At 70.2% G+C, this 19,398-nt stretch carries 17 protein-coding genes and 1 pseudogene; 8 read left to right on the top strand and 10 right to left on the bottom strand.

Features of this window, described 5'->3' with window-relative positions; all coding sequences use genetic code 11:
• Window positions 1-10 precede the first annotated feature (10 nt).
• Window positions 11-1,501 (top strand): DODA-type extradiol aromatic ring-opening family dioxygenase, encoded by a 1,491-nt coding sequence (locus ACWCXB_RS29100; protein WP_450726724.1) that lies wholly within the window; start codon window positions 11-13, stop codon window positions 1,499-1,501.
• A 91-nt stretch (window positions 1,502-1,592) separates the two neighbouring features.
• Here the strand turns inward: ACWCXB_RS29100 and ACWCXB_RS29095 are convergent.
• Window positions 1,593-1,761 (bottom strand): annotated as a pseudogene (locus ACWCXB_RS29095) (oxidoreductase); the annotation flags it as partial.
• Window positions 1,762-1,940: 179 nt separating this feature from the next.
• Here ACWCXB_RS29095 and ACWCXB_RS29090 point away from each other — a divergent pair.
• From ACWCXB_RS29090 to ACWCXB_RS29070, 5 genes are all read left to right on the top strand, one after another.
• Complete coding sequence (locus ACWCXB_RS29090) at window positions 1,941-2,141, top strand: hypothetical protein (protein WP_450726723.1); 201 nt, start codon at window positions 1,941-1,943, stop codon at window positions 2,139-2,141.
• Window positions 2,142-2,265: 124 nt separating this feature from the next.
• Entirely contained in the window at window positions 2,266-2,940 is a 675-nt protein-coding gene (locus ACWCXB_RS29085) for an RNA polymerase sigma factor (RefSeq protein ID WP_450726722.1), read from the top strand.
• The gene (locus ACWCXB_RS29080) at window positions 2,937-3,170 is read left to right on the top strand and encodes an anti-sigma factor family protein (protein WP_450726721.1); all 234 of its coding nucleotides are present in this window, start codon (window positions 2,937-2,939) and stop codon (window positions 3,168-3,170) included. The genes ACWCXB_RS29085 and ACWCXB_RS29080 overlap by 4 nt, the downstream gene beginning before the upstream one ends.
• A gap of 31 nt (window positions 3,171-3,201) precedes the next feature.
• Entirely contained in the window at window positions 3,202-4,872 is a 1,671-nt protein-coding gene (locus ACWCXB_RS29075) for an NAD(P)/FAD-dependent oxidoreductase (protein WP_450726720.1), read from the top strand.
• Complete coding sequence (locus tag ACWCXB_RS29070) at window positions 4,865-6,208, top strand: hypothetical protein (protein WP_450726719.1); 1,344 nt, start codon at window positions 4,865-4,867, stop codon at window positions 6,206-6,208. Before ACWCXB_RS29075 ends, ACWCXB_RS29070 begins: the two co-directional genes overlap by 8 nt.
• 89 nt (window positions 6,209-6,297) lie before the next feature.
• Here ACWCXB_RS29070 and ACWCXB_RS29065 read toward each other — a convergent pair whose 3' ends face one another.
• The 5 genes from ACWCXB_RS29065 to ACWCXB_RS29045 form a co-directional block, all read right to left on the bottom strand.
• Window positions 6,298-6,807, bottom strand: coding sequence for a DM13 domain-containing protein (locus ACWCXB_RS29065; RefSeq protein WP_450726718.1), 510 nt, complete (start codon window positions 6,805-6,807; stop codon window positions 6,298-6,300).
• A gap of 146 nt (window positions 6,808-6,953) precedes the next feature.
• Complete coding sequence (locus tag ACWCXB_RS29060; RefSeq protein ID WP_450726717.1) at window positions 6,954-7,889, bottom strand: hypothetical protein; 936 nt, start codon at window positions 7,887-7,889, stop codon at window positions 6,954-6,956.
• A 25-nt stretch (window positions 7,890-7,914) separates the two neighbouring features.
• Window positions 7,915-8,616, bottom strand: coding sequence for a flavodoxin family protein (locus tag ACWCXB_RS29055; protein WP_450726716.1), 702 nt, complete (start codon window positions 8,614-8,616; stop codon window positions 7,915-7,917).
• An 856-nt stretch (window positions 8,617-9,472) separates the two neighbouring features.
• A complete protein-coding gene (locus ACWCXB_RS29050; protein WP_450726715.1) occupies window positions 9,473-10,801 on the bottom strand; it encodes a class I SAM-dependent RNA methyltransferase in 1,329 nt (442 codons plus the stop codon).
• An 85-nt stretch (window positions 10,802-10,886) separates the two neighbouring features.
• Window positions 10,887-12,935 carry an APC family permease gene (locus tag ACWCXB_RS29045; protein WP_450726714.1) on the bottom strand — a complete coding sequence of 683 codons (2,049 nt, stop codon included), beginning with the start codon at window positions 12,933-12,935 and terminating at the stop codon, window positions 10,887-10,889.
• A gap of 314 nt (window positions 12,936-13,249) precedes the next feature.
• On the opposite strand from ACWCXB_RS29045, the gene ACWCXB_RS29040 reads away from it, so the two are divergent.
• Both ACWCXB_RS29040 and ACWCXB_RS29035 read left to right on the top strand, forming a co-directional pair.
• The gene (locus ACWCXB_RS29040; RefSeq protein WP_450726713.1) at window positions 13,250-13,918 is read left to right on the top strand and encodes a potassium channel family protein; all 669 of its coding nucleotides are present in this window, start codon (window positions 13,250-13,252) and stop codon (window positions 13,916-13,918) included.
• Complete coding sequence (locus ACWCXB_RS29035) at window positions 13,918-14,598, top strand: potassium channel family protein (protein WP_450726712.1); 681 nt, start codon at window positions 13,918-13,920, stop codon at window positions 14,596-14,598. The genes ACWCXB_RS29040 and ACWCXB_RS29035 overlap by 1 nt, the downstream gene beginning before the upstream one ends.
• Window positions 14,599-14,734: 136 nt before the next feature.
• On the opposite strand, the gene ACWCXB_RS29030 is transcribed toward ACWCXB_RS29035, so the two are convergent.
• From ACWCXB_RS29030 to ACWCXB_RS29015, 4 genes are all read right to left on the bottom strand, one after another.
• The gene (locus ACWCXB_RS29030; protein ID WP_450726711.1) at window positions 14,735-15,475 is read right to left on the bottom strand and encodes a DUF3159 domain-containing protein; all 741 of its coding nucleotides are present in this window, start codon (window positions 15,473-15,475) and stop codon (window positions 14,735-14,737) included.
• Between the two features lie 3 nt (window positions 15,476-15,478).
• On the bottom strand, window positions 15,479-15,886 hold the full coding sequence (locus ACWCXB_RS29025; protein WP_450726710.1) for an OB-fold nucleic acid binding domain-containing protein: 408 nt from the start codon (window positions 15,884-15,886) through the stop codon (window positions 15,479-15,481).
• A gap of 151 nt (window positions 15,887-16,037) precedes the next feature.
• Window positions 16,038-16,724 carry a response regulator gene (locus tag ACWCXB_RS29020; protein WP_450726709.1) on the bottom strand — a complete coding sequence of 229 codons (687 nt, stop codon included), beginning with the start codon at window positions 16,722-16,724 and terminating at the stop codon, window positions 16,038-16,040.
• 66 nt (window positions 16,725-16,790) lie between these two features.
• Window positions 16,791-19,337 (bottom strand): ATP-binding protein, encoded by a 2,547-nt coding sequence (locus tag ACWCXB_RS29015; protein ID WP_450726708.1) that lies wholly within the window; start codon window positions 19,335-19,337, stop codon window positions 16,791-16,793.
• Window positions 19,338-19,398: the final 61 nt, after the last annotated feature.

Genomic DNA, 19,398 nt, shown 5'->3' with positions numbered 1-19,398 from the left:
GTGACACGCTATGACCACCCTGCACACGCCCCGCATCCCGGCCGGGGCCTACGACGATCACCTCGCCCGGGTCCTCCCTCGGGCCCACGAACAGCGACTCTGGGACCCTGCCGATGGGGCGCTGCCGAGCCTGTTCATCAGCCACGGAGCGCCCTTCACCCTCGACGATCCGCGATGGCTCGACGACCTGTTCACCTGGGCGCAGTCCCTGCCCAAACCGAAAGCCATCGTGATCATCTCAGCGCACTGGGAGGACGCACCGGCCACGATCTCGTGCGCGGCGGCGGGCACCCCGCTCTACTACGACTTCAGCGGCTTCCACCCCCGCTACAAGACCCTGCCTTACGCGACCCCGGACGCGACCGACCTCGCCCGTCGGCTCGCAGCCACGCTCAGTCCGGCGACCACGGTGCACGAGCACCCTGATCGAGGTCTCGACCACGGCGCGTTCATCCCTCTCATGGCCATGTATCCAGCGGCCGACGTTCCCGTCGTCCAGCTGTCGATGCCCAGCCTTGACCCCGCTGCGCTGCTCGAGTTCGGGGCACGTCTGCGACCCCTGCGCGATGAAGGCATCCTGGTCATCGGCTCGGGCTTCATGACCCACAGCTTCGCGGTCTTCCGCCGCCCGGACCTCGCCGCACACACCAAAGCCTTCGATGAGTGGGCCGTCGACGCACTCGGGCGAGGCGACGTCGATGCCCTCACCGACTACCGGCGCAAGGCACCCGGCGCCTCGGTCGCCCACCCGACGGCCGACCACTACGTGCCCCTGCTGGTCGCAGTCGGCGCCGCGAGCGACCCCAGCAGCGCCACCAGCACGATCAACCGCATGAATCATGGGAAACTCCACCCGCTCGGTGCAAATGAACTGAGGGACAGACCACCCAGGCGGCGCCGTCACCGGGCCCGACGGATCGAGTTCCGCAATCAGCGACACGGCTCATCGGGCGCGGCCCGCCCTGTTCCCAGGCTGGGCGGCTGTCCGTCGGCCCGACCATGTGGCGGCCGCGCAGCCGGCCTCGTTGATCGTGCGACCGGTCAAGGTGCGGCACATCGTCGAGGTGGAGCGATCCCGGCCCGGCGGCCCCGCGCCCGCTCGCCGACCGGCCCACCGGAGGGTTGTCCCCTCGCCGTGCCTGGCCGACCACCCACGCATCGACAGCGGGCGCCGACCCCCAAGTCCTTGGCCGGCGCACTGCCGGTCGCGGTGGGTGACCCCGTGTCGCACACCTTTCGACGCAAACGGGCCGGAGTCTCGTGTGGGGCACCGCGATCCGCAGGACGACGACGCCCACACTCCGCCCGGGCGCTCACGCCCCTAAGGGGCCCGGCGGTCAGAGGCGTGGCCGCGTCGGTAGATAGTACGGGCGGTTGCGGGCGGCCACCGGGGAAGATTGGTACGTCCAGCCCCCTCCGATCGCTCAGAGGATGCCCCTGCCCGACTGACCCCTGGTTTCATGGAGTGGACCCATCAGGCGTGCCCCGCGGGGACAGGTAGCGAACATCCCGGGTAGCGGCAACGGTACGAACGAGGAACCGTCCCGTGTTCGCGGCCACCGCCCGGCGCATGGCGCCTCGGCCGGCGGCGTAAACGAGGAACTGGTGGAGCAGGTAGCCGTTGGCGCTGTGGACCTCGACCCCGGCGAAGCCGGCGTCGACGGCGCGGCGGGCCGCGGCGGCGAAGTCGCTGATGGTCTGCCGGATGTCGTCGGTCGTCATCTCGCGCGGGGTGACCGCCTGCTGGAAGCCGGACGGGGTGTAGACCGCCAGCGTCGGGCTGCCGAGTTGCTCTCGACGCCCTGCCCTGGTGGTTCGGCGCCGCGACAGGAGCATGGTAGGTGTCGACTCCTCACCGGGATGAGCCGGTGAGGAGCCGACTGTCCGTCCGCCGCACGAGAACAGGCACGGGTCATGAACTGTGCCGAGTTCGTGGAGCTGTGACCGAGTTCCTCGACGGCTCCATGGGCGAGCCGACCGAGCTGCGTTGTCTCGTGCACCTGGCGGGGTGCGAGGGCTGCGACACATACCTCGACCACCGGCAGACCGTCGTGGCTGTGGGCGCGCTGTCCGGCCCGAACCTGCCCTCTGCGGCACGCGATCAACTCCTCGGGGCGTTCCGCTGCTTGCCGCGCACCTGACCTCAGCGGCCGCCGGCCGTGAAGGTTCTTACCGAGAGATGAACGAACGCACCCCGCGGATGTCTGCACTTGTCTCGCTGCCCTAGGCTGGCGCTTCCAGTTGACGTCCGGCAAGGAGAGAAGAATGGCGGGCCCACGCGAACTGCCCCCGGACGAGGTCCTGGTGCAGCGCCTCCGCGCCGGTGACGAGGAGACGTTCGCCTTGGTCCTGGACTCCTGGTCGGGCGGCATGCTCCGGCTCGCCATGTCGTTCGTGTCGACCAAGGACTCCGCCGAGGAGGCCGTCCAGGACACCTGGCTGGCGGTCATCAGGGGCATCAACGGCTTCGAGGGCCGCGCGTCCCTGAAGACGTGGGTGTACCGGATCCTCGTCAACACCGCCAAGGCGCGCGGCACGAAGGAGAGCAGGACCGTCCCCTTCGCCAGCCTGCTGCCGGAGGAGGAGGAAGGGCCGACGGTCGACGCCGAGCGCTTCCGCGCCCCCGGCGAGCGGTACGCCGGGCACTGGGTCGCCGGGCAGGAACCGCGTCCCTGGCACATCCCCGAGGACCACGTGCTGCGCGGTGAGGTCCGCGAGGTGATCGCGGGGGCGATCGACGAGCTCCCGCCCCGCCTCCGTACCGTGATCACCCTGCGCGACGTCGCCGGGTACGGATCCGACGAGGTGTGCTCTCTCCTTGAGATCTCGCCGGGGAACCAGCGTGTCCTCCTCCATCGGGGCAGGGCCCTGCTGCGCCGTAAGCTGGAGTCGTACTTGTTCAGTGCCTACGGCGTCGAGGGCGGGAGGGGACGCGCGTGAACTGCAACGACTTCGTGGAGCTGGTGACCGAGTTCCTCGACGGCGCGTTGTCCGAAGGGGACGAGCGGCGCTTCATCGAGCACCTGGCGGAGTGCCCCGGGTGCGAGAACTACCTCGACCAGTTCCGCCAGACGATCGCCACCACGGGCGAACTGACCCCGGACGGCATCTCGTCGGACGCCAGGCAGCACCTCCTCTCCGCCTTCCGGGACTGGCAGCGGGACGTGTAACGCTCGTGCGGCGCGCCCGCTCTGAACGTGCATGACTCTGCTCAGAAGACTCTTGTTCGGCGTCGTCGCCGGACTGCCCGGTGGCGTGGTCGTTGCGCTCGCGACGGACCCGCCGTGGGTCCAGTGGGCCGGGCACACGGTGGTGCTGGGGGCCGTGCTCGGCCTCCTCTTCGGCGAGCACCGGCAGAGCAACGGCTCGGCCTTCTCCGTCGGTCTGCTCATCGGCCTGCTCGACTGGGTGACCTGGACCCTCACCCTCGCCCCCGTCCTTGAGGGGGACAAGCTGTCGTGGTCGATCGCGGTGGCCGTGGCGCGCTTCCCTGAGCTCGTCGGCGCTGCCCTGTTCGGCGCGATCACCGGACTCGTGTTCCACACCCTCTCGACCTGGCTCCCCCCGCGCCCGGCACCCCAGCGGGCCAAACCCCATGTGGTGATCGTCGGTGGTGGCTTCGGCGGGGTCGGGGCCGCGCGCGAACTGGACCGGCGAATCGGCCGTGGGCTCGACGCCCATGTGACGCTGATCAGCCAGACGAACTTCCTGCTCTTCACCCCGCTCCTCGTCGGCGTCGCCTCCAGCGCGGTGGAGGCCAGGCATGTCAGCGCCCCGGTGCGTGTCGGGCTCGACCACGCCTCCTTCCTGCACGGGCGGGTGGCCTCCATCGACACGCAGGCGCGCAGCGCGTACGTCTCCGTCGGCAAAGAGGGGATGCTCCGCGTCCCGTACGACCATCTGGTCCTCGCGGTCGGCGGGGTGCCGCACTTCTTCGACCTGCCGGGAGTGGGCGAGCACGCCTTCCCGATGAAGTCGGTGGAGGATGCGACGGTGCTGCGCAGCCAGGTCCTGGGCGCGCTGGAGCGGGCCGATCTGGAGCCGGACCCGACCGAGCAGGCCCGGTTGTTGACGTTCGTAGTGGCGGGCGGTGGATTCGCCGGTACGGAGCTGGTAGCCGAACTCTTCGACCTCGTCCATGACGTGCTCCACCTCTACCCGCGCCTGCAAGGGCTGCGGCCCAGGTTCGTGATCGTGCACGCGGGGGAGCGGCTGCTGCCGGAGCTGTCGCCCGAGATCGGCCTCTACGCGCAGCGCAAACTCGGCGGGCGGGGCATCGAGTTCCGTCTCGGCGCGCGGGTGAGCAGGGCCACCGCCGAGGACATCACGCTGAACTCCGGCGAGACCATCCCCACCCGGACCCTGGCCTGGACGGCGGGCAACCGGCCGAACCCGCTGGTGCGGCAGGTCGCGCAGGGGACCGGGGGGCCGGTCGCGGTGGAACCCACCTTGCAGGTCCCCGGCGCACCCGGGCTGTGGGCGCTGGGCGACTGCGCGCGGATCCCCGACCCGGCGGGCGGCTTCTACCCGCCGACCGCGCAGCACGCGATCCGCGAGGGCAAGGCGGTGGCGCGGAACATCGCCGCGGTCCTCGGTGGCCGCCGCCCCGTCCCGTTCCGCTTCGGCGGGCTCGGCGTGCTGGTCTCGCTGGGGCAGCGTACGGCCGCCGGCGAGATCGGCGGGCGTCGGGTCTCCGGCTTCCTCGCCTGGGTCCTGTGGCGAGGGGTCTATCTGAGCAAGCTGCCCGGTGTGGAGAAACGGCTGCGGGTTCTCGCCGACTGGACCCTCGACCTCGTCTTCCCCAGGGACATCGCCCTCTCGACCACCTCGACCGACCCGACCGTTTCGAAGAAGGAGGACCGTCATGCGTAACGCTGGATTCGGAGCCCTGGCCGGCCTCGTGGGAGGACTGGTCTTCGGCGCGGTGATGGTGCGGATCGGATTCCTGCCCACCGTCGCGGCCATCGTCAGAACCGACTCTTCGATCGTGGGCTTCGCCGTCCACCTGCTGATCGCCGCGATCGTCGGGGGCGTCTTCGGGCTCCTCGTGGCGCGCCAGCGCGAGCTGCTGTTCTGGGGGCTTGCGTACGCCGTGCTGTGGTGGTTCCTCGGGCCGCTGACGCTGCTACCGCTCCTGCTCGGCAGGCCGGTGGCCTGGGACGTGGCCACGGCGCAGGCGCTGATCCCCAGCCTGCTCGGCCACCTGGCGTACGGAGCGGTCACGGCCGCCGTCCTCGCCCTGATGGCACGCGGGAAGCGCCGGATCGGGCCCGGAATCCTGGTGCGCGCGTCGGTCGCTGGGCTGGTCGTCGCCCCGGTGCCGGGGCTCGGCTGGAACGGGCTGATCGTCGGGGTGATGCTCGGCGCCTCGTACGCGGTGATTTTCGGCGACCCCGGCGAGGGCGGTGGCCCGGACCTGGTGCGCGGAACCTCCTTCGGCTTCGCGTGGTGGGTGCTCGCGTCCGTGACGGTCGCGCCCCTGCTGGCCGGCCGGGGCCTGGAGTGGACGCCGGACGCGGTGCGTACCGCGGTGGTGTCCCTGCCCGGCTTCCTGCTGCTGGGCGCCGGTACGGCCCTGCTCACCGGCTGGCTGGGCGGCCTGTCGCGGGCGGTGTTCTCGGACGACGTACGGCACGCGCTGGAAGGGCGCCTGGCCGGTGGGCGGGTGATCTCGGTCTGGCACGGCGTCGTCGCCGGGCTGGCCGGAGGCGCGATCTTCACCGGGGTCATGGTCGCCGTGGGCTTCCTGCCGACCGTCGCCACCCTGGTCGGCTCGGAGTCCGAGGCCGTGGGCCTCGTCATCCATCTGCTGATCTCCCAGGTCGTAGGCGTCACGTACGCGGTCTTCTTCCGCCGACGCAGCTTCGACCCAGCCTCGGGAATCGGCTGGGGGGTGTCGTACGGCTTCCTCTGGTGGATCCTGGGCAATCTGACGCTGCTTCCCGTACTGCTCGGCGAGGCACCCCGGTGGGGCGCCGCCGCGCTGGCCGAGTCCTTCCCCTCACTCGTCGGCCACCTCGCCTACGGCGCCGTACTCGGCCTGGTGTACCAGCGGTTGGAGGAGCGGGTCGGCCCGTGGCACCAGTCCCGCAGCGAGGCGGCCGCGGCGCGGGCGGCGGCGCGTCACGAGCAGACGCTGAGCGCGGCGCCCGCGCTGTGGAGCCTGACCGCGTGCGTGGCGCTGCTCATCCCGATCCTGGTGTCGTAGGGGCTGTTGGTCCGGCAGGATCCGGAAAGCCGAGGAGCGGGTGGCGACATGCCACCCGCTCCTCGGCTTTTCCGTGCGACCCGACTCCGTCAGGCGCGCTGCTTCAGCTCGGCCGCACCGAAGGAGACGCTGAAGCGCTCGCACCAGATGGTCACCGTGGAGAACGTGTTCAGGTCGGTGCCGGCGGGTATCGCGTAGTTCTGGTTGCCCTCGTTGCCCTTGAGGTCGCCGAGGTCGATGTGCTTGCCGTCGTCGAGGTTGCCGCCGCCGTCCTTGTTGACCGGCTGGTCGCTGAGCCACACGTGCAGGGCCGGACCGTCGGAGGTGCGCAGGTTCGTCAGACGTAGGGTCGCCTTCCCGTCGGCGAGCTGCTGGATCTCGACCGAGCCGTTGGTCTCGTGCTCGTGCGAGATGAACGCCCCGTTCGCTACCTGCTTGACCGTGCCCGCCTGCTGGCCGGCGGCCGCGGGAGGCGCCTCGTCCACACGGTCCGTGGTGAACAGCTTCCAGGGCTGGAAGAGGTACAGCCCGACGGCTGCCACGACGACGACGGCGGCGGTGGTGATCCAGAGGGCGTTGCGGCGCTTGCTACGGCACATGAGGGTTTCCGTTTCTTCTCGGGTGTTCGTGGGCGCGGAAGCGGCATCGGCAACTGCCTCGGCGCCCTGGGCACTGGGCATTCAGAGACAGAAAGAGCGGCGAACGTTACAGATGAACGTCCGCCGCTCCGGTCCGTCTACGACTTTCAGCAGCTCTCGGCGGGGTGCTGCGCCTGCTCAGCAGGCGTGGCCGGGGAGCTCGTGGCTCCGGGAGCGGCCACGCGGGCGCGGCGCAGCTCGTCGGCCTCGTCGCGGACGGCGTCGAGCCGGACTTCGAGCATGCCGACGCGCTCGCGGTAACGCTCCAGCTCGGCCCGGACGAACTCGGCGTCGGCGACCTTGTGCGCGGCCTCCTCGCGGATCGCGGTGGTCTCCTGGGCGAACTTATGGGTCGCGGCGTCGAGCGCGGCGACGGCCATGTCGGCCGCCTCCTCGGCGAGCGTGGCGCGCTCCTCGGCGGCAAGGATGCGCTGCGCGGAGGCGCGAGTGACCGTCTCGATGCGCGCCTCGGCCGCCGCGGAGTCGGTGATGATCGCCAACTCCTCGATGTAGGCGGGGAGATCGGCGGAGAGCTGCTTGATGAGCGCGACGACGGTGTCGCGGGACTGGGCGCCGTCGCCACAATCGGCCATCGCCATGGAAGCCACGGCCTCCATCGCCTCCATGGCCTCCTCCATCGAGCCCATCTCACCGTGCACGGCTTCCGTCGGCGCCGGGGCCAGGGCCGGGGCCACGGCGGGCTCGGGCGCCTCGGCGGCGGGGGCGTGTCCGTGCTCCTGGGACACGACCTCGGCCCCGGGGACGGAGGAGGTGGGCCACGACTGCCCGGCGACCGGTGCCGCCTGAGCGGCTCCCTTCGCCTCCTCCTTGGCCGCCTTCTTGGCGTCGGCCGCCGCGCGCTTGTCCTCCTTGCGCTGCTGCCGCTTGGCGCGGAACTTCCGGAACGCGCCGAGCGCGTTGTGGTCGGGGTGGTCGCAGTAGCGGGAGGCCGGTCCCTCCTCGCCGGGCGCCTTCGGCTCGGGCCCGTGGGTGCAGCCCGGGTAGGCGCAGGTGGGAACGGTCTCGACAGTGTCGACAGTCATGATTCTCAGCCTTTCGTTGCTGATGTCAGCGGTATTCCGGGTTCTCGAAGTCGAAGCGGCAGCCGGCGTCCCACTCCGACCGCTGGTTCCCGTGCGCGGGGATGCCACCGGCGTCCTTGAGCAGCCGGGCCATGTGGAGCAGGTTCCACGTCATGAACGTGGTGTTCCGGTTGGTGAAGTCGTTGGCGGGACCGCCGGAGCCCGGATCGAGATACGAGGGGCCGGGACCGGCCTCTCCGATCCAGCCGGCGTCCGCCTGCGGCGGGATGACGTACCCCAGGTGCTGGAGGCTGTAGAGGACATTCATGGCGCAGTGCTTGGCGCCGTCCTCGTTGCCGGTGATCAGACAGCCGCCCACCCTCCCGTAGTAGGCGTACTGCCCGGCCTCGTTGAGCAGGCCGGAGCAGGCGTAGAGCCGCTCGATGACCTGCTTGGCGACGGAGCTGTTGTCACCCAGCCAGATCGGCCCGGCGATGACGAGGATGTCGGCGGCCATCACCCGCTGGTAGATCGCCGGCCACGCGTCGCGCTCCCAGCCGTGCTCGGTCATGTCCGGCCACACCCCGGTGGCGATCTCATGGTCGATCGGCCGCAGGTGCTCGACCTGCACGCCCTGCTTTTCCATGATCCGCGAGCTGAGGTCGATCAGGCCCTGCGTATGGCTCCGCTCCGGGCTCATCTTCAGCGTGCAGTTGAGGAACAGCGCACGCAGGTCGTCATGGCTCATACCTGTCAGTGCCGCCAAGCGGCCGAACGTTACATGCGGATTCGGCGGGAGCGCGACCGGGCAGTTCAGCCGGCCGGTGTGAGCGCCGCGGCAGGCGGACCCGACGGGCGGTAGAGGCCGTCGGGGTCCGCTACCGCCCGCCCACCACCGGGCTCTACCAGCTCAACGCGCCGCAAATATCGGCGGTGACAGCAGCCGCGTCATCATCCCTTCCCTGTCCGTCTCTTGCTGCCGAGCGGCAGGTGCCGGGCGCAGGTAGGCACGCGGCCGTACATCCGGCCCGTCTGCCCACGCCGCCAGATACTCAGCTGTGACACTGCTTGCGAGCAACTTCGCACAGTGGGGGGCAGGTGCCGCGTCAGTTGAACGAGCGTCAACTGCAGGTGCTGCGGTAGGTCGGACAGGGCTGCCCTGACGGTGCATGGGAGGGAGAGACACACAAACTCAGCTGCCAGGCGCTACAGAGCCGAGGGCTGGTCAAAGTCTCCAAGGGGAAGGGCAATGGTCCGCGACACTCACGACCGCCGGCCGGCATTTCCTCGACCACAGCAGCTTTCCATCGACAAGCCTCGCACCAGAGGTACCGCGCCAGTCCAGAAGGCTGCAACGCAGCCGGCGGCCGTCTCCGGCCGGCAGAGGGCCAGCGAGGGGGCTGCCACGCCGACACCTCGACGGAGCAGCTCATGGATTCTCTTCAAGTTCCCGCAAAGCCAGCCCTCGGGAAGTGCGCCTCCCACGCAGCATGACCTGCACGATCAGCCGGGTGACGCACCGTCAGAACGAGCGTCTTTTCAGCGTCAAGATATCGCCCGTAACGCCCACAGTGCACATAACGCACACCAGCCGAACCTGCAGGTCAGAGCCCCTTTGCTGCGGGCTCCAGGATCGCCACGCACTCCACGTGGTGCGTCATCGGAAACAGGTCGAACGCCCGCAGCGTCCGCGGCTTGTACCCGTTGTCGCGGAAGTACGCGAGGTCCCGGGCGAGCGCCGCCGGGTCGCACGCCACGTACGCGATGCGGCGCGCGCCGAGGCCCGACACGTGGGCGACCGTCTGCTTGCCGGCGCCCGCGCGGGGCGGGTCGAGGACGACAAGGTCCGCCTCGGTGATGCCGGTGCGCGGGAGGACGGATTCGACCTTGCCCTGTTCGATGCGGACGCGCGGAAGGTCCTGGAGGTTGTGGCGGGCGTCCTCGACGGCGCGCTTGCCGGACTCGATGCCGAGGACCGCGCCCTTCTCGCCGACGCGCTGGCCGATGGCGCCCGCGAAGAGGCCGACGCCGCAGTAGAGGTCGAGGGCCGTGTCGCCCTTGCGGGGCATCAGGCCCTGCATGACGGCCTGGACGAGGACGTCCGCCGCCTTCGGGTGGACCTGCCAGAAGCCGCCCATGCCGACGCGGTAGGTGCGGTCGTCGGCGCGCTCGCGGACGAAGGGGCGGCCGTGGACGCGGTGGACGCTGCCGTCCTTCTCATGGATGCGCAGGACGGAGACGGGCTTGTCGAGCTCCACGATCGGCAGCCGGGCGCCGGGTCGCGGAGTGAGGATCACCTGGCGGTCGCCGGAACCGGTGGCGGCGATGGCCTCGATGGAGGCCATGCCCTCCCAGGTGCGCTTCTCGATGCCGAGTTCGCTCACTCCCGGGGCCGCGATCATGCAGTGCTCGATGGGCTCGACCTCGTGGGAGCGGTGGCGGCGCAGACCCGCGCGGCCCTCGACGTCGACGGCGTACTGGACGCGGGTGCGCCAGGCGGGCACCTGGCCCGCGGGCAGCTTGTCGCCCTCCGCCGGCATGACCGTGCCGTCCCAGCCGGCCTCCTCCGGGGTGAGGCCCGCGAGTCGCTTCAGCTGCTCGGCGATGACCTCGCCCTTGAAGCGTCGCTGGGCGCCCGGCTTGGCGTGCTGCCAGTCGCAGCCGCCGCACTTGCCGGGGCCGGCGTACGGGCAGGGCGCCTCGACGCGGTCCTTGGACGGCTCCAGTACGCGTACGGCGTCGGCGCGCAGATAGCGCGAGCTCTCCTCGCCCTCGGTTACACGGGCGACGACCTTCTCGCCGGGCAGCGCGTGGCGCACGAACAGGACACGGCCGCCCTCGGTGCGGGCGATGCAGTGGCCGCCGTGCGCGACGGGTCCGACCTCGACCTCGTACTCCTCCCCGACCAGCGAAGACTCAGAAGCGTTCTGCATGACGGGGTGACTCCAGGGATACGAGAGGGGGGCGTCGTCCGTGTGCGGACGACAGCCCCCCAGTCTACGTGGGTGCCACGGGCCCTCAGCTCCTGCCGCTGGGCTCCTTCGGCCGCTCGGTCACGGGCCCGCGGCGTACCGAGCCCGGTGCGTTCCACTCCTGGCGCTTCCTGGCCCGCTTCTTGGCGACCTCGGAGGACTGCAGCTGGTACGGCACGGAGGTCACCATGACGCCCGGGGTGAACAGCAGACGGCCCTTGAGGCGCAGGGCGCTCTGGTTGTGGAGCAGATGCTCCCACCAGTGGCCGACCACGTACTCGGGGATGATCACGCTGACCGCGTCCCGCGGGCTCTCGCGCCGCAGGCCCTTCACGTACTCGATGATCGGGCGCGTGATCTCGCGGTACGGCGAGTGGAGGATCTTCAGCGGCACGTTGATGCCGCGCCGCTCCCACTCGGCCTTGAGCGCCTTGGTCTCCGCCGGGTCGACGTCGATACTGAGCGCCTCCAGCGTGTCGGAGCGCAACAGCTTGGCGTAGGCGACGGCGCGCAGGGTCGGCCGGTGGACCTTGGAGACGAGCACGATGGAGTGGACCCGGGAGGGACGTACGGTGTCGTCGGTCGGCTCGTCGGGGGCGGCGATCTCATCGGCGACGCGGTCGTAGTGCCTGCGGATCGCCGTCATGGTCCCGTAGAAGATCACCATGCCGAGCAGGGCGACCCACGCGCCGTGCGTGAACTTGGTGACCAGGACGACGACCAGCACCAGGCCGGTGAAGAAGGCGCCGAAGGCGTTGATCGCACGCGAGCGGATCATGTGGCGGCGGGCGGCCGGGTCGCGCTCGGTCCTCAGATGCCGGTTCCAGTGCCGGACCATGCCGGTCTGGCTGAGCGTGAAGGAGACGAAGACACCGACGATGTAGAGCTGAATCAGCTTGGTGGAGTCGGCTCCGTACACCCAGACCAGCAGCACGGCGGCGCCGGCCAGCAGCACGATGCCGTTGGAGAAGGCGAGCCGGTCGCCGCGGGTGTGCAGCTGGCGTGGCAGGTAGCGGTCCTGGGCGAGGATCGAGCCGAGCAGCGGGAAGCCGTTGTACGCGGTGTTCGCGGCCAGGAACAGGACGAGGGCGGTGGCGGCGGCGAGGAGTACGAAGAAGAACGTGCCGTCACCGAAGACGGCCGCCGCGACCTGCGAGATCACCGGGTCCTGGACGTAGCCCGAGCCGACCGGGGCGCCGTTGCTGAGCAGGTCGTGGGCGGGGTTCTCGGCCATCTTGACGTCGGTGGCCATGGCGAGGCCGATGATGCCGCAGAACATCGTCACGGCGAGGCCGCCCATGAGCAGCAGCGTCGTGGCGGCGTTCTTGCTCTTCGGCTTGCGGAAGGCGGGGACGCCGTTGCTGATGGCCTCGACGCCGGTGAGCGCGGCACAGCCGGAGGAGAAGGCGCGCAGCAGCAGGAAGACGAGCGCGAAGCCGGCCAGCCCCTGCTCCTCGGGCTTGATCTCGAAACCGGCGGTCGGGGCCTGCATGGTGTCGTCGAGGACGAGGCCCTTGAAGGCGCCCCACGCGATCATGATGAAGACGCCGGCGACGAAGACGTAGGTCGGGATCGCGAAGAGCTTGCCCGACTCCCTCACGCCCCGCAGGTTCATCAGCGTGAGCAGCACGATGATGACGACGGCGCTGAGCACCTTGTGCTCGACGACGAAGGGGATCGCGGAGCCGAGGTTCTCCACGCCGGAGGAGATCGACACGGCGACGGTGAGGACGTAGTCGACGAGCAGCGCACTGGCGACGGTGAGACCGGCCTTGGGGCCGAGGTTGGTGTTCGCCACCTCGTAGTCGCCGCCCCCGCTGGGGTACGCGTGGACGTTCTGCCGGTAGGAGGCGACGACGGTGAACATCAGGACCACGACGGCGACCGCGATCCAGGGGCTGAAGTGGTACGCCGACACACCCGCGATGGAGAGAACCAGCAGGACTTCTCCCGGGGCGTACGCCACCGAGGACAGCGGGTCGGAGGCAAAGACGGGAAGTGCGATGCGCTTCGGCAGGAGCGTTTCTCCCAGCCTGTCGCTGCGCAGCGCCCTGCCGATCAGGATCCGTTTGGGGATGTCGGTCAGTTTGGACACGCAAGGGATCGTAAGGGTTTCCTCTTGACGAAGCCCACCCGCAGCCCCCTACGGCGCGGAATCCCACCGTCCCGTCATGCTGCGGCCACCGGGCAGCAATCGAACGAGCACGCAACGCTACGTGCGCCAACGCCCGCGGCCGCCGTCCCCCGCATTCCCACCGCGGATGAGGGCAACCCCGGCCACGCGTCATAAGCTCGTCAAGGGCAACAACTGCACACGATGCCCCGTCGTTGCCCGGCAGAGCCGAGAGAAAAGAGTCAGCAGGGTGTTTGTGCAGGTCAGCGGGATGACCAGGACTGCGGGGTAAGTAGGTGCACATCGTCATCATGGGCTGCGGGCGAGTGGGAGCGGCGCTCGCGCAGACCCTGGAGCAGCAGGGGCACACGGTCGCCGTCGTCGATCAGGACCCCACGGCCTTCCGTCGTCTGGGCTCCGGTTTCGGAGGCCGCCGCGTCACCGGGGTCGGCTTCGACCAGGACACGCTGCGCGAGGCGGGGATCGAGGACGCCGGCGCGTTCGCGGCGGTGAGCAGCGGCGACAACTCGAACATCATCGCGGCGCGGGTCGCGCGCGAGATGTTCGGGATCGAGAACGTGGCCGCCCGGATCTACGACCCGCGGCGCGCCGAGGTGTACCAGCGCCTCGGCATCCCGACCGTGGCCACCGTCCGGTGGACCGCCGACCAGATGCTGCGGCGGCTCCTGCCGTCCGGGGCCGAGCCGCTGTGGCGGGACCCGAGTGGTGGCGTACAGCTCGCCGAGGTGCACACGTCCCCGGCCTGGATCGGCCACAAGATCAGCAGGCTGCAGGACGAGACGGGCGTGCGCGTCGCGTTCCTCACCCGGCTCGGCGAAGCGGTCCTGCCGACGTCGCAGACGGTGCTGCAGGAAGGCGATCTGGTCCACGTGATGATGCGTACGGACGAGATCGAGAAGGTCGAGGCGGCGTTCGCCCAGGGTCCCGAGGAGGGTGGTCACTGATGCGGGTCGCGATTGCAGGGGCCGGCGCGGTGGGGCGGTCCATCGCGGGAGAGCTGCTGGAGAACGGGCACGAGGTGCTCCTGATCGACAAGGCGCCCACCGCCATCTCGGTGGAGCGGGTGCCGCAGGCGGAGTGGCTGCTGGCCGACGCCTGCGAGATCACGTCGCTGGACGAGGCGGCGCTGCAGCGCTGCAACGTGGTGATCGCGGCGACCGGTGACGACAAGGTGAACCTGGTCGTGTCGCTGCTGGCGAAGACCGAGTACGGCGTGCCGCGGGTGGTCGCCCGGGTCAACAACCCCAAGAACGAGTGGCTCTTCAACGAGGCCTGGGGCGTCGATGTCGCGGTGTCCACGCCGCGTCTGATGTCGGCGCTGGTCGAGGAGGCGGTGAGCGTCGGCGACCTGGTCCGGCTGCTGCGCTTCAGCCACGGCGACGCGAACCTGGTCGAGCTGACGCTGCCGCCGGAGTCGGCGCTGGCGGGCACGCAGGTCGGGGATGTGGCCTGGCCGGAGGACACGTCGCTCGTGACGATCATCCGCGGGCCGCGGGTGCTCACGCCGCACGGCGAGGAGACGCTCGAGCCGGGGGACGAACTCCTCTTCGTCGCGGCGCAGGCCCGGGAGGAGCAGCTGGAGGACCTGCTCTCGGTCCGCCGCGAGGACACGACGACGAGCTGACGCTCGCGCAGGCACGGGACGGGCCCGGGACCGTGTGGTCCCGGGCCCGTCCCGTAACCGGGTGGCAAGCCCCCGGGCTCCTGTACCGTCCGCTCGGCCCGGTGTCCGTCCTCAAAAGTCGGACGGGCTCAAGTGCCTACGCCTCGTGGTCGCGGGCGGCCGCGGCCTTGCGGGCCTCCTCCTCGCGCTCCTGCGCCTCCATCTCCGCGAAGACATCGATCGGCGGCGGCGCCTTCGCCAGGAAGACCCAGGTCAGGTACACCGCAAGGAGGAACGGCGGGATCTTGAGGGTGACCAGGACCCAGCCGAACTGGGTGGTGTCCGCCCACCAGTAGAGGGGGAAGAGGATCGCGCACTTGGTGAGCAGGATCAGTCCCCAGGCCCAGCTGGCCTTGGCGTAGGCCTTCTTGCGGCCGGGGTTGCGGGTGCGCCAGGAGAGGTTCTCCTTGAAGACCGGGCCGAGGATCAGGCCGATCAACGGGACGCCCGCGATCGTCGTGATGATGTACGCGAGGGCCAGGCCCAGCGTGTACAGCATGCCCGGCAGATAGAAGTCCTTGGCATTGCCCGTCATCATCGCGAAGACGACACCGAAGGCGACCCCGAAGACCCCGCTGAACGCGTGCTTCACGGTGTCCCTGCGGATCAGCCGTACGGCGACGAGCACCAGCGAGACGCCGAGTGCCGCGATCGCGGAGAGATGCAGGTCCTTGTTGATCGTGAAGATCGTGACGAAGAGCAGCCCGGGCAGGACCGTCTCCACCATGCCCCGGAGCCCGCCGAAGGCTTCGAACAGGGCCGCTTCCGTGACGGCCTTGGCGTCGTGGTGGCCGCCGTCTTCCTGTTCCTGCGTGGTCGGCTTGTCGAATGACGTCACCGGCTACTCCTGTCCGAGCGGTCGGAGCTCGTATTTGGGATTGAACAGCACCCGCCGGCCGTGGCTCATCGCGATCCGGCCCGAGGCGATCATCTTGCGGCCCGGCTCTATGCCCACGATGGAGCGCCGGCCCAGCCACACCACGTCCAGGGCGGCGGAGCCGTCGAACAGCTCGGCCTCCAGGGCCGGCACTCCGGCCCTCGGTCGCAGGGTGACCGTGCGCAAGGTACCAGTCACCTTGACGATCTGGCGGTCGCCGCAGTCGGAGATGCGTGTGCAACCCGACGCCTGCGAGTCCTCCTGGAGCTCCTCGGACTCGAGGTCCTGCTGGGAGCTGGACAGACGGTCGAGCATCCGCCGGAAGCGGCCTGCCGGCTTCTCGGCCTTCTCGGATCGGGGTGCAGCACTCATACAGAAAGCGTACCGGGGTGTCACCCGGTGCCGATCACGTGCGGGGCACGTGCCGATCAGGCCTCGGACGGGACACCCCCGGCGCCGGCGCCGATGCCGATGCCGTTGAACCCGATGCCGATGCACCCGATGCCGATGCCGTTGCCGGAATTCAGCGCTCGAAGCGGTAGCCCATCCCGGGCTCCGTGACGAAGTGCTTCGGGTGCGACGGGTCCGCCTCGAGCTTGCGCCGCAGCTGCGCCATGTACACCCGAAGGTAGTTCGTCTCGGTGCCGTACGAGGGCCCCCACACCTCCTGGAGCAGCTGCTTCTGGCTGACGAGCCGCCCGGTGTTGCGGACCAGCACCTCCAGCAGGTGCCACTCGGTCGGCGTGAGCCGTACGTCCTTGCCGTCCCGGTTGACCTTCTTCGCGGCGAGGTCGACGGTGAAGCCCTCGGTCTCGATGATGACGATCTCGTCGTCGCCGCCGCCCGACGGCTCGGCCCTGCGCACCGCGGCCCGCAGCCTGGCCAGCAGCTCGTCCATTCCGAACGGCTTGGTCACGTAGTCGTCGGCACCCGCGTCCAGCGCCTCGACCTTCTCGTCGGAGGTGTGCCGGGCGGAGAGGACCAGGATCGGCACGCGTGTCCAGCCGCGCAGGCCCTTGATCACCTCGACGCCGTCCATGTCCGGGAGGCCGAGGTCGAGGACGACGACATCAGGGTGGCGCGCTGCGGCGAGCTCCAGCGCGGTCGTCCCGTCGGGGGCCGCGTCGACCTCGTACTTGCGCGCCTTCAGGTTGATCACCAGGGCGCGTACGATCTGCGGCTCGTCGTCGACCACGAGCACTCGGGTCATGGGTGCCTTCCTTTCGTCTCTCGTCCGTGCGTCGGGTGGCCAGGGGCCGGTGATCAGGGGGCCGGGTCAGCCGGTGATCCGGGCGGGGATTTCATGGTCGGCCGGAGCGAGCGCGGGTGTGGCCGCCCCGAGGGTGAGGACCATCGTCAGTCCGCCGCCGGGGGTGTCCTCGGCGTTCAGGGTGCCGCCCATCGCCTCGACGAAGCCGCGGGCGACGGCGAGGCCCAGACCGACGCCGGAGCCGCGCGGGGCGTCGCCGTAACGCTGGAAGGGCTCGAATATCCGTTCCTTCGCCTCGTCCGGCACGCCGCTGCCGCGGTCCACGACCCGTACCTCGACGCGGTCGCCGAGCGCGCTGGCGGACACCACGACGGGTGTCGCGTCGGGGCTGTACTTGACGGCGTTCTCGACGACGTTGGCGACGACCCGCTCCAGCAGCCCCTTGTCGACGCGCACCATCGGCAGCGTCTCCGGGATGTCCAGCTCGACGGCGGTGTCGGGGACCCCGACGAGCGACATGGGCACGACCTCGTCGAGGTCGATGGCGCGGATCAGCGGGGTGACGGTGCCGGTCTGGAGGCGGGACATGTCGAGCAGATTGCCGACGAGGTTGTCGAGCCGGTCGGCGCCGTCCTCGATGCCTTCCAGAAGCTCGGCCCGGTCCTCGTCGGACCATTCGACGTCGTCGGAGCGGAGCGAGCTGACGGCGGCCTTGATGCCGGCGAGCGGGGTGCGCAGGTCGTGGCTGACGGCGGCGAGGAGCGCGGTACGTATGCGGTTGCCCTCGGCGAGCTTGCGGGCCTCCTCGGCCTCGCCGACGAGGCGCTGACGGTCCAGTACGACGGCGGCCTGGGCGGCGAAGGCGCCGAGCACCCGGCGGTCCTCGGCGGGCAGGACCCGCCCGGACAGGGCGAGCGCCATGTGCTCGCCGACGGGCATGTCCACATCAGCATCTTCCGGGCGGTCGGCGGGGGCGGGTCCCACGCTGCCCGCGCACACCCAGGGGTCGACATCGCTCGAGCGCTCCAGCATGGCCGCGGACTCCATGCCGAACGTCTCACGGACCCGCTCCAACAGAGCTTCCAGACTCGTCTCGCCGCGCAGCACGCTGCCGGCGAGGAACGAGAGGATCTCGGACTCGGCGCGCAGCCGAGCGGCCTGCTGGGTGCGGCGCGCAGCGAGGTCGACGACGGAGGCCACCGAGACGGCGACGGCCACGAAGACCACGATGGCGACGATGTTCTTCGGGTCGGCGATCGTGAAGAGGTGGACCGGCGGGGTGAAGTAGTAGTTGAGCAGCAGTGAGCCCACCGCGGCCGAGGCCAGGGCCGGGAACAGCCCGCCGAGCAGGGCGGCGGCCACGGTCAGCGACAGGAACAGCAGCATGTCGTTGGCGAGGCCGAGGTCGGCGTTGATGTGCGTCAGCAGCAGCGTGAGCAGCGCCGGGCCCGCCACGGCGACGAGCCAGCCCCAGATGATCCGGGAGCGGCCGAGCCGGGCGCCACGGGTGACGGGGAGGCCCCGGCCGCGACCCACCTCGTCGTGCGTGACGATGTGGACGTCGAGATCGGGTCCCGACTCGCGGGCGACGGTCGCGCTGACGCCGGGTCCGAGGACGTACTGCCACGCGCGGCGGCGGCTGGCGCCGAGCACGATCTGGGTGGCGTTGACGCCGCGCGCGAAGTCCAGCAGCGCGGCAGGGATGTCGTCGCCGATGACATGGTGGAACGTGCCGCCGAGGTCCTCGACCAGGGTCCGCTGGACCGCCAGCTCCTTGGGGGAGGCCGAGGTCAGTCCGTCGCTGCGGGCGATGTAGACGGCGAGCACCTCGCCGCCGGCGCCCTTCTCGGCGAGCCGGGCGGCACGGCGGATGAGCGTACGTCCCTCGGGGCCACCGGTGAGGCCGACGACGATGCGCTCACGGGCCTGCCAGGTGGAGCGGATGTTGTGCTCACCGCGGTACTGCTGGAGGTATTCGTCGACGCGGTCGGCGACCCAGAGCAGGGCCAGCTCGCGCAGGGCGGTGAGGTTCCCGGGACGGAAGTAGTTGGACAGGGCCGCGTCGACCTTGTCCGGCTTGTAGATGTTGCCGTGTGCCATGCGGCGGCGCAGCGCCTGGGGCGACATGTCGTTCAGTTCGATCTGGTCGGCGCGCCGGACGACCTCGTCAGGGACGGTCTCCCGCTGCCGTACGCCGGTTATCGACTCGACGACGTCACCGAGCGACTCGAGATGCTGGATGTTGACGGTCGAGACGACGTCGACGCCGGCGGCGAGCAGCTCCTCGACGTCCTGCCAGCGCTTGGCGTTGCGCGAACCCGGTACGTTCGTGTGGGCCAGTTCGTCCACCAGGGCGACGGCGGGCCGGCGGGCCAGCACCGCGTCCACGTCCATCTCCGTGAAGGTGGTGCCGCGATAGTCGATCACGCGGCGCGGGATCTGCTCGAGGCCGTGCAGCATGACCTCGGTCCGCGGCCGGTCGTGGTGCTCCACGAAGCCGACCACGCAGTCGGTGCCTCGCTCGACGCGACGGTGTGCCTCGGCGAGCATGGCGTACGTCTTGCCTACGCCCGGTGCCGCTCCGAGGTAGATCCGTAGCTTGCCGCGTCCCATGGCCCCATTGTCCTTGAATGACAGCCACGCAAGGCTGCTGCGTCCGCTGTGGACGTTTCGT

The organism is Streptomyces sp. NPDC001514 (assembly GCF_053597075.1).
The sequence above is the reverse complement of the archived record's forward strand: the minus strand, read 5'-3'. Positions and strand labels throughout refer to the sequence as shown.